Genomic DNA, 10243 nt, shown 5'->3' with positions numbered 1-10243 from the left:
GCCTTCTGCGGCGCCTGCGCCTTCGCCGGCGCGCTATGGATCACCGACCACAAGCTCGGCGCGGTGCCCGGCGCGCTGCGCAGCCTGCTGACCATGCTGGTGGTGTTCCTGGCCACCGCGCTGATCGGCGCCGGCGGCCTGATGCCCGACGGACTGAGCCAGCCCGCCAGCACCTCCGGCTGGTTCGCCCTGGCCGCCCTGGCGGTGCTCTACGGCAGCGCGTTCAGCCTGTTGTTCGTGCTGTTTCCGCGCCTGGACATGGCCCACAACACGCCGGTGCTGAACATCGAACCGGTGGCCAGCCTGCTGCTGGGCTGGCTGATCCTCGACCAGATGCTCGCCGGCATCCAGTTGCTGGGCGGCGCCCTGGTGCTGACCGGCATCGTGCTGCTGAGCCTGCGGCGCAGCTAGGCGCCGCCCGCCCCGCACGGGGGTAGCGCGCCACCACTAAGGCGCATGAAGGGGTGGTATTAACTCAGCACCCAGCAGCGACCTTCGGCCACTGGACGCACCCCGGCACGGGGTCAACACTCTCTGGCAATTGCCGCCGCGTCGCAGAAGGAATCGCCGATGACCCCGTCGCACCCGCTGGAAACCCGCAACGAATTCGTCGCCCGCCACCTGGGCCCGCGCGCGGCCGAGCTCGGCGCCATGCTGGAGACGCTAGGGTACGCCTCGCTTGAAGCGCTGACCGATGCCGTGGTGCCGCCCGGCATCCGCCTGGAGAAACCCCTGCCGCTCGACGAGGGACTGGGCGAGGCCGAGGCGTTGGCCGAGCTGCATGCGATTGCCACCCGCAACCGGGTCTTCACCAGCTGCATCGGCCAGGGCTACTACGGCACCCACACGCCGGCGCCGATCCTGCGCAACCTGCTGGAAAACCCTGCCTGGTACACCGCCTACACGCCCTATCAGCCGGAAATTTCCCAGGGGCGCCTGGAGGCGCTGCTGAACTTCCAGACGATGATCAGCGACCTCACCGGCCTGCCGGTGGCCAATGCTTCGCTGCTCGACGAGGCCACCGCGGCCGCCGAGGCCATGACCTTCTGCCGGCGCCTGTCGAAGAACCGCGCCAGCAACCGTTTCTTCGCCTCCTACCGCTGCCATCCGCAGACCCTCGACCTGCTGCGCACGCGTGCCGCGCCGCTGGGCATCGAGGTGGTGGTGGATGACGAACTGACCCTGCAGGACCCGTCGGCCTTCTTTGGCGCCCTGCTGCAATACCCCGCCAGCCAGGGCGACATCCACGACTACCGCGAGTGGATCGAGCGCCTGCACGCCGCCAATGCCCTGGTGGCGGTGGCCACCGACCTGCTGGCCCTGACCCTGCTCACCCCGCCCGGCGAGCTGGGCGCTGACGTGGTCATCGGCAGCGCCCAGCGCTTCGGCGTGCCGCTGGGCTTCGGTGGCCCTCATGCGGCGTTCTTCGCCACCCGGGAAGCCTTCAAGCGCGACATTCCCGGCCGCCTGGTCGGCGTGTCGGTGGACCGTCACGGCCAGCCGGCGCTGCGCCTGGCGATGCAGACCCGCGAGCAGCACATCCGCCGCGAGAAGGCCACCAGCAACATCTGCACGGCCCAGGTGCTGTTGGCCAACATGGCCAGCATGTATGCGGTCTACCACGGGCCGCAGGGCCTGAAGGGCATCGCCCACCGCGTGCACCGGCTGACCGCCATCCTCGCCGCCGGCCTGCGCGAGCTGGGCCACGCGGTCGAGCAGCCGCACTTCTTCGACAGCCTCAGCCTGGCCAGCGGCGAGGACACCGCCGTGCTGCTCGAGCGCGCCTGGGAGGAAGAGATCAATCTGCGCGAGATCGACGACCAGCATCTTGGCATCGCCCTGGACGAAACCAGCACGCCGGCGCTGGTGCAGCGCCTGTGGGCGGTGTTCGCCCACGATGGCCAGCGCCTGCCGGACTTCGCCGCCCTGGCCGACACCCCGGACGCCCTGCCCGCCGGCCTGCTGCGCCAGGCGCCGTTCCTGGAACACCCGGTATTCAACCGCTATCACTCGGAAACCGAACTGATGCGCTACCTGCGCCGCCTGGCCGACAAGGACCTGGCGCTGGACCGCAGCATGATCCCGCTGGGTTCCTGCACCATGAAGCTCAACGCCGCCAGCGAGATGCTGCCGATCACCTGGCGCGAGTTCACCGGCCTGCACCCCTTCGCACCGGCCGAGCAGAGCGAGGGCTACCGACAGCTCACCGCCGAGCTGGAGGCGCTGCTGTGCACGGTCAGCGGCTACGATGCCGTCTCGTTGCAGCCCAACGCCGGCTCCCAGGGCGAGTACGCCGGCCTGCTGGCGATCCGCGCCTACCATGAAAGCCGTGGCGAGCCGCAGCGTGACCTGTGCCTGATCCCTGCCTCGGCCCACGGCACCAACCCGGCCACCGCCAGCATGGCCGGCATGCAGGTGCTGGTGGTGGCCTGCGACGCCAGCGGCAACGTGGACATCGACGATCTGCGCGCCAAGGCCGAAGCCCATCATCAGCGCCTCGCCGCGCTGATGATCACCTACCCGTCCACCCATGGCGTGTTCGAGGCCGGCATTCGCGAAATCTGCGACATCGTCCACCAGCACGGCGGCCAGGTGTACATCGACGGCGCCAACCTCAACGCCATGGTCGGCCTGTGCGCGCCGGGGCGCTTCGGCGGCGACGTGTCGCACTTCAACCTGCACAAGACCTTCTGCATTCCGCACGGCGGTGGCGGCCCCGGCGTCGGCCCGATCGGCGTCAAGGCGCACCTGGCGCCCTTCCTGCCCGGACACCGTTGCCTGGAACGGCGCGACGGCGCGGTCAGCGCGGCGCCCTACGGCAGCGCCAGCATCCTGCCGATTTCCTGGATGTACCTGAAGATGATGGGCGGCGCAGGTCTGACCCGCGCCTCCCAGGTGGCCATCCTCAACGCCAACTACATCGCCCGGCGCCTGGCGCCCCACTACCCGGTGCTTTACACCGGCGCGCACGGGCTGGTGGCCCACGAGTGCATCCTCGACCTGCGCCCGCTCAAGGACAGCAGCGGCATCAGTGTCGACGACGTAGCCAAGCGACTGATCGACTTCGGCTTCCACGCGCCGACCATGTCCTTCCCGGTGCCCGGCACGCTGATGATCGAGCCCACCGAGAGCGAGTCGAAGGCCGAGCTGGACCGTTTCTGCGAAGCGATGATCCGCATCCGCGAGGAAATCGCCGCGGTCGAACGCGGCGACCTGGATGCCGAGGACAATCCCCTGAAGAACGCGCCGCATACCGCCGCCGAACTGGCCGGCGACTGGCCGCACCCCTACGAGCGTCGCCAGGCCGTCTACCCCGTGGCGCAGCTGGTGGAGCACAAGTACTGGCCGCCGGTGGCGCGGGTCGACAACGTGTATGGCGACCGCAACCTGGTGTGCAGCTGTCCGCCGGTGGAGGCCTATGAGTAGCGACGCCCTACACTGAGAACAGCCTTCACTTGCCACGGAAACGCCCATGGCCCTCAGCGCGCTCGATCTGTTCAAGATCGGTATCGGCCCGTCCAGCTCGCATACCGTGGGGCCGATGCGCGCCGCCGCGCGCTTCGCCGAGGGTCTGCGTGACGACGGGCTGCTGGGCTCCATCGCGTCGCTACAGGTCGAACTGTACGGCTCGCTGGGCGCCACGGGGCGCGGCCACGGCACCGACAAGGCGGTGCTGCTCGGCCTGGAGGGCGAGCAGCCGGAACGCATCGACACCACCACCATTCCCGCCCGGCTGGAGCGCATTCGCAGCCACGGCGAACTGCGCCTGCTGGGCGTTCACCCGCTGCCTTTCGACGAACGCGAACAGCTGAAATTCATCCGCAAGCCGCTGCCCTACCACCCCAACGGGTTGATCTTCCGCGCCTTCGACGCCCACGGCCTGCAACTGCGCGAGCGCACGTACTACTCGGTGGGTGGCGGCTTCGTGGTGGACGAAAGTGCCGCCGGCGCGGGGCGCATCGTCGAGGACCGCGCCGAACTGCCCTACCCCTTCCACAGCGGCCGCGAGCTGATGGCGCTCTGCGTCCGACACGAGCTGCCGATCAGCGCGCTGATCGCCGCCAACGAGACCACCTGGCGCTCCGCAGCCGACACCCGCACGGCGCTGCTGGAGATCTGGCAAGTGATGCAGGCCTGCGTGGCCGCCGGTTGTCGTCACGAAGGCATCCTGCCCGGCGGCCTCAAGGTGCGCCGCCGCGCCGCCGCGCTGTACCGGCAGCTCAGCGAAACGCCTGACCCGCGATTGCGCGACCCGCTCAACGCGCTGGACTGGGTGGACCTCTGGGCGCTGGCGGTCAACGAGGAGAACGCCGCCGGCGGCCGGGTGGTGACCGCGCCCACCAACGGCGCGGCCGGCATCGTGCCGGCGGTGCTGCACTACTACATGCGCTTCGCCCAGTCGCCCAGCGAGGATGGCGTGGTGCGCTTCCTGCTCACCGCCGCCGCCATCGGCATGCTCTACAAGGAAAACGCCTCAATTTCCGGCGCCGAGGTGGGCTGCCAGGGCGAAGTCGGCGTGGCCTGTTCGATGGCCGCCGGCGCGTTGTGCGAAGTGCTTGGCGGCAGCCCGCAGCAGGTGGAGAACGCCGCCGAGATTGGCATGGAACACAACCTGGGGCTGACCTGCGACCCGGTGGGCGGGCTGGTGCAGATTCCCTGCATCGAACGCAACGCCATGGGCGCGGTCAAGGCGATCAACGCCGCGCGCCTGGCGCTGCGCGGCGACGGGCGCCATTACGTATCGCTGGACAAGGTGATCGCCACCATGCGCCAGACCGGCGCCGACATGAAGAGCAAATACAAGGAAACCGCCCGGGGCGGTTTGGCGGTGAACATCATCGAGTGTTGATTCACCCGGCAGGTGCGCGTCGTGACGTAGAGCGGTCGACGTTGTTCCAGCCGCCGAAAGCGCCTCGTGCCGGCATGGCTGGTGGCCAATGCAGACATTGACCACCCTACTCAAGGAGAAACGCATGACCCTGGCTTACACCCCGCTGCACGCGCTGCACCAGGAACTCGGCGCCCGCCTGGTGCCGTTCGCCGGCTACGAAATGCCGCTGCACTACCCCGCCGGCATTCTCAAGGAGCACCTGCACACCCGCGCCCAGGCCGGGCTGTTCGACGTTTCCCACATGGGGCAGATCGTGCTGCACGGCGCCGAGGCGGCCGCCGCGCTGGAAACGCTGGTGCCGGTGGATATTCTCGATCTGCCCGTGGGCCAGCAGCGCTACGCCCTGTTCACCGATGACAACGGCGGCATCCTCGACGACCTGATGGTCGCCAACCTGGGCGACGAGCGCCTGCTGCTGGTGGTCAACGCCGCCTGCAAGCAGCAGGACCTGGAACACCTGCAGCGCCACCTTTCCGAGCGCTGCATGATCGAGGCGCTGTTCGACAGCCGCGCCCTGCTCGCCCTGCAGGGCCCGCAGGCCGCCGCGGTGCTGAGCCGCCTGGCGCCCGAGGTCGCGCAGATGACCTTCATGCAGATCGCCCGCGTCGAGCTGCTCGGCCATGCCTGCTTCGTCAGCCGTTCCGGTTATACCGGCGAGGACGGTTTCGAGATCTCCGTGCCGGCCGCGCATGCCGAGGCGCTGGCGCGTCGCCTGTTGGAGGAACCGGAGGTACAACCCATCGGCCTGGGCGCCCGCGACTCGCTGCGCCTGGAAGCCGGCCTGTGCCTGTACGGCCACGACATGGACACCCAGACCACGCCGGTGGAAGCCAGCCTGGGCTGGGCCATTTCCAAGGTCCGGCGCCCGGACGGCGCGCGCGCCGGCGGCTTCCCGGGCGCCGAGCGCATCTTCCAGCAATTTCGCGATGGCGTGGCGCTCAAGCGCGTCGGGCTCTTGCCCGCCGAACGCATTCCCGTGCGCGAAGGCACCCGGCTGGTGGATGAACAGGAACAGCCGATCGGGCGCATCACCAGCGGCGGCTTCGGCCCCAGCCTCGGCGCGCCCGTGGCGATGGGCTATGTGGCCAACCACCTGGCCGGCCTCGGCACCCAGGTACAGGCGCTGGTGCGGGGCAAACAGGTGACCATGGCGGTCAGCAAAATGCCCTTCGTTGCGCAGCGCTATTACCGGGGTTGAACGGCAAATGCCCGTCACTAAACGGGCATGTCCGGCGTGCTACCCTCGCGCGTCTTCTTTTCAGAGCTGTTGTGTATGAGCGTGACCCAGAGTCTTCTGCTGCTGGCGGGCATCATCCTGGCCAGCGCCTTCTTCTCCATCGCCGAGATCGCCCTGGCGGCCTCGCGCCCCCTGAAACTGCGCCAGCTGGTCGACGAAGGCAGCCACAACGCGCAACGCGTCATCCATGTGCAGAAGGCGCCCGGCCATTACCTGACCGTGGTGCAGATCGGCATGAATGCCCTGGCGATCCTCGGCGGCATCGTCGGCCAGGGCTTCCTCACCCCGGTGTTCACCCGGCTACTGGAAACCCAGTTGCCTGCCGAGCAGGCGGTCGCCATCGGCTTCATCATCTCCTTCGTGCTCACCACCTCGCTGTTCATCGTCTTCACCGACCTGATTCCCAAGCAGGTGGCCATGGCGATCCCCGAGCGCCTGGCGACCCTGGTGATCGGTCCGATGCAGGTGCTCAACACCCTGTTCAAACCCCTGGTGGTGTTCTACGCGTGGGTGGTCAGCGGGCTGATCGCGCTGTTCAACCTGCCGCGCCAGCGTGACGAAAGCGTCACCCCCGACGACATCCTCGCCCTGACCCAGGCCGGCGCCCTGTCCGGTACGCTGGCGGCCAGCGAGCAGCAGGTGATCGAGAATGTCTTCGAGCTGGAGACCCGCACCCTGCCCAGCGCCATGGCGCACCGCGACGGCATCCTCTACTTCCTGCTGGACGACACCGAGGAGCACATCCGCACCCGCATCGCCAGCGAGCCCCACTCCCACTACCCGGTCTGCGATGGCGACATTGACCACATCGTCGGCTACGTGACGGTGAAGGAGCTGTTCCAGCGCGTGCTGAACAACCAGCCCATCGCCTTCGACGACCCGACGCTGGTGCACAAGCCGCTGGTGGTGCCGGATCGCCTGACCCTCTCGGAAATGCTCCGCCAGTTCCGCCAGACCGGCGAAACCTTCGCGCTGATCGTCAACGAATACAGCCTGGTGGTCGGGCTGATCACCCTCAAGGACGTGATGAGCATCGTCATGGGCGACCTGGTGTCACCCTGGTACGAGGAACAGATCGTGCGCCGCGACGACAACTCCTGGCTGATCGACGGCGTCACCGCCATCCAGGACGTGAAGCGCGCCCTGGACATCGACAACACGCCCCAGGAAGACGAATACGAAACCCTCGCCGGCTTCCTGATGACCATGCTGCGCCGGGTGCCCAAGCGCACCGACAGCGTGACCTGGGGCGGCTACACCTTCGAGGTGGTCGACGTGGACAGCTACCGGATCGACCAGGTGCTGGTCACCCGCGCCGGTGACGGCTCCGCAGCCGCAAAAGCGCCTGTGGATAACCCTGTGGATCCGCGTGGATAACCGCCCTAGCGCCGGGTCCGCCGCCACAGATGGCGGGCCCCTTCCAGCACCAATACCAGCACCGCTGCCCAGATCGGGATATAGGTGAGCCATTCGCCCGGCTGGATGCGCTCGCCCAGCAGCAGCGACACCAGCACCAGCAGCACCGGCTCCACGTAGCCGAGCAGGCCGAACAGGCCGAGCGTCAGATGCCGGCTGGCCAGCAGGTAGCTGATCAGCGCCCAGGCGCTCAGCGCGCCCATCAGCGGCACCAGCAGGAACAGGCGCGGCGCCTGCTCGAAATGCCCCAGCATCTGCCCGCCCGCCCAGGCGAACCACAGCGCCACCGGCAACATCAGCAGCATGTCGAACAGCATGCCGCCCAGGTTGTCGGTGCCCAGCCGCCGGCGCAGGACGAAGTACGCCGGATAGCCCAGAGCCACCAGCCAGGTTTCCCAAGCGAGCCCGCCGACAATCAGCAACTGGTTGCCCACCCCGAACACGGCGCACAGCGTGGCCAGCTGCTGCAGGCGGCTGAGGCGCTCGGCGAACAGCAGGCGCCCGGTGAGGATCATGGTCAGCGGCAGCAGGAAGTAGCCGAGCGAGACATTCAGGCCGCGCCCCTGCATGGGCGCCCAGAGGAACAGCCAGAGCTGCACGCCGAACAGCGCGGCGCTGAGCAACAGCAGCGGCAGCAGCAGCGGCCGCGCCCGCAGACGAGCGGCCAGCTCGCGCACCGCAGTCCAGTCACGACCGACCGCCATGAACAGCAGCAGACAGGGCAAGGTCAGCAGCACGCGCCAGCCAAACACCTCCTGCCCGCTCAGCGGCACCAGCAGGGTCGACAGGTAATAGAGCGCGGCGAACAGCACCGACGCCATGACCGACAACAGCACACCCCGGGACACAACTTCTCTCCGGCAAAAACGAGGCGCCAGTGTGGCCGCGCCCCGACCGCAAAGCCAGCGCGTCAGGCGTGCGGGCGACCTGCCGCCAGCCAGGTGCGCACCTCGTCCGGAGTGAGGCGCATGTCGCTGGAATCGACGCGCCGGTAGGTGTTGTTCAGCACGTCGCCATTCAGGTAGACCGGCTTGAGCGCCGCCGGCGCCTCGGGGATGCGCACGCGCAGCAGGATCTTGCCGTCGATGCGCACCTCCTGCAGGTCGTCCTCGCCCAGCAGGTTGACACTCACCCGCGCGGGGTTTTCCAGGCCATCCAGCAGCTCGCGGCGCAACCGTTGCGGCTCGGGAATGCCCGCCACGCTGAAACGACCCTCATGCTCGCGCACGCCGAGCAGTACCACGCCGCCCTCGGTATTGGCGAACGCCGAATAGGTCGGCCAGAAATCGCGCGGCAGCTCGCCCTGCCCGTGGCGCCCCTGGGCCAGCTTGCACTCCAGGCGCACGCCTTCGGCGAGGGGGCCGAGGGAGTCCAGTTCGAGAATCGTGTCGTTCATACCTGCCTGACCGGGTCCGGGGTCGTGCCGCGCAGCGTAACCCGAGGCGGCGGGGCTGCGCACCCAACGGCGGAACCCCACGCCCTGTTACACTGCGCGCCTTTCCGCTGTTTTCAGGCCGCCCCTCGTGACCACCGCTTTCAATTCCCTGCCGCTTTCCGCCGCCATGCTCGCCAACCTCAACGAGCTGGGCTACGCCGCCATGACGCCGATCCAGGCCCAGAGCCTGCCGCTGATCCTGCAAGGGCAGGACCTGATCGCCCAGGCCAAGACCGGCAGCGGCAAGACCGCCGCCTTCGGCATCGGCCTCTTGCACCCGCTCAACCCGCGCTATTTCGGCTGCCAGGCCCTGGTGCTCTGCCCCACCCGCGAGCTGGCCGACCAGGTGGCCAAGGAAATCCGCCGCCTGGCCCGCGCCGCCGACAACATCAAGGTGCTGACCCTGTGCGGCGGCATGCCCTTCGGCCCGCAGATCGGCTCGCTGGAGCACGGCGCCCACGTGGTGGTCGGCACGCCCGGCCGCATCCAGGAGCACCTGGCCAAGGGCACCCTCAAGGTCGACGGCCTCAACACCCTGGTGCTGGACGAAGCCGACCGCATGCTGGACATGGGCTTCATCGACGCCATCACCGCCATCATCGAACAGACTCCGGCGCGCCGGCAGACCCTGCTGTTTTCCGCCACCTACCCGGAAGGCATCGAACAACTGGCCGCGCGCTTCCTCAAGAAGCCCGCCCGCGTGGAAGTGGAAAGCCAGCACGACAACGCGCAGATCGAGCAGCGCTTCTACGAAGTGGAAGCCAGCCAGCGCTACCAGGCGGTGGCCAAGGTGCTCGACCACCTGCTGCCCACCTCCACCATCGCCTTCTGCCAGACCAAGATCCAGTGCGACGAGCTGGTGGCCTTCCTCAAGGAACGCGGCCTGAGCGCCGCCGCTCTGCACGGCGACCTGGAACAGCGCGACCGCGACCAGGTGCTGACGATGTTCGCCAACCGCAGCCTGAGCATTCTGGTGGCCACCGACGTGGCCGCGCGCGGCATCGACATCGCCGGACTGGACCTGGTGCTCAACGTGGAACTGAGCCGCGACCCTGAAGTGCATATCCACCGCATCGGCCGCAGCGGCCGCGCCGGCGAGAAAGGCCTGGCCGTTTCCCTGGTTGCCCCGTCCGAAGCCCAGCGCGCCAGCGCCATCGAGGAACTGCAGCAGCGCCCGCTGAACTGGAAGAACCTCGACAGCCTGAAGAACAACGCCACCGAACGCCTGCGCCCGCCGATGATCACCCTCAACATCGGCGGCGGC

Annotated in this window: 8 protein-coding genes; 6 read left to right on the top strand and 2 right to left on the bottom strand. The window is 68.4% G+C overall.

The window, feature by feature from the left end:
- From VL129_RS13470 to paeA, 5 genes are all read left to right on the top strand, one after another.
- A partial coding sequence (locus VL129_RS13470) for a DMT family transporter (protein ID WP_325413525.1) occupies positions 1–411 on the top strand: 411 nt, incomplete at its 5' end.
- A gap of 159 nt (positions 412–570) precedes the next feature.
- The gene (gcvP, locus tag VL129_RS13465) at positions 571–3426 is read left to right on the top strand and encodes an aminomethyl-transferring glycine dehydrogenase (RefSeq protein ID WP_325413523.1); all 2856 of its coding nucleotides are present in this window, start codon (positions 571–573) and stop codon (positions 3424–3426) included.
- A gap of 46 nt (positions 3427–3472) precedes the next feature.
- Positions 3473–4849 (top strand): L-serine ammonia-lyase, encoded by a 1377-nt coding sequence (locus VL129_RS13460; RefSeq protein WP_325413521.1) that lies wholly within the window; start codon positions 3473–3475, stop codon positions 4847–4849.
- Between the two features lie 124 nt (positions 4850–4973).
- A complete protein-coding gene (gene gcvT, locus VL129_RS13455) occupies positions 4974–6089 on the top strand; it encodes a glycine cleavage system aminomethyltransferase GcvT (RefSeq protein WP_325413517.1) in 1116 nt (371 codons plus the stop codon).
- Positions 6090–6164: 75 nt separating this feature from the next.
- Positions 6165–7505, top strand: a complete 1341-nt coding sequence (gene paeA, locus VL129_RS13450; RefSeq protein WP_325413515.1) for a polyamine export protein PaeA — start codon at positions 6165–6167, stop codon at positions 7503–7505.
- Between the two features lie 5 nt (positions 7506–7510).
- On the opposite strand, the gene rarD is transcribed toward paeA, so the two are convergent.
- Both rarD and VL129_RS13440 read right to left on the bottom strand, forming a co-directional pair.
- Positions 7511–8392 (bottom strand): EamA family transporter RarD, encoded by an 882-nt coding sequence (rarD, locus tag VL129_RS13445; protein ID WP_325413513.1) that lies wholly within the window; start codon positions 8390–8392, stop codon positions 7511–7513.
- 62 nt (positions 8393–8454) lie between these two features.
- On the bottom strand, positions 8455–8940 hold the full coding sequence (locus tag VL129_RS13440; protein WP_325413511.1) for an AlbA family DNA-binding domain-containing protein: 486 nt from the start codon (positions 8938–8940) through the stop codon (positions 8455–8457).
- A 127-nt stretch (positions 8941–9067) separates the two neighbouring features.
- On the opposite strand from VL129_RS13440, the gene dbpA reads away from it, so the two are divergent.
- A partial coding sequence (gene dbpA, locus VL129_RS13435) for an ATP-dependent RNA helicase DbpA (protein WP_325413509.1) occupies positions 9068–10243 on the top strand: 1176 nt, incomplete at its 3' end.

Source organism: Pseudomonas sp. (genome assembly GCF_035497915.1).
Classification (GTDB): Bacteria; Pseudomonadota; Gammaproteobacteria; order Pseudomonadales; family Pseudomonadaceae; genus Serpens.
Note: the sequence above shows the minus strand (reverse complement) of the source record. Positions and strands in the feature narration are given on the sequence as shown.

Coding starts and splice junctions, on each gene's coding strand:
- gcvP (WP_325413523.1), top strand. CDS start 571: ATGACCCCGTCGCACCCGCTGGAAACCCGCAACGAATTCGTCGCCCGC.
- VL129_RS13460 (WP_325413521.1), top strand. CDS start 3,473: ATGGCCCTCAGCGCGCTCGATCTGTTCAAGATCGGTATCGGCCCGTCC.
- gcvT (WP_325413517.1), top strand. CDS start 4,974: ATGACCCTGGCTTACACCCCGCTGCACGCGCTGCACCAGGAACTCGGC.
- paeA (WP_325413515.1), top strand. CDS start 6,165: ATGAGCGTGACCCAGAGTCTTCTGCTGCTGGCGGGCATCATCCTGGCC.
- VL129_RS13440 (WP_325413511.1), bottom strand. CDS start 8,940: ATGAACGACACGATTCTCGAACTGGACTCCCTCGGCCCCCTCGCCGAA.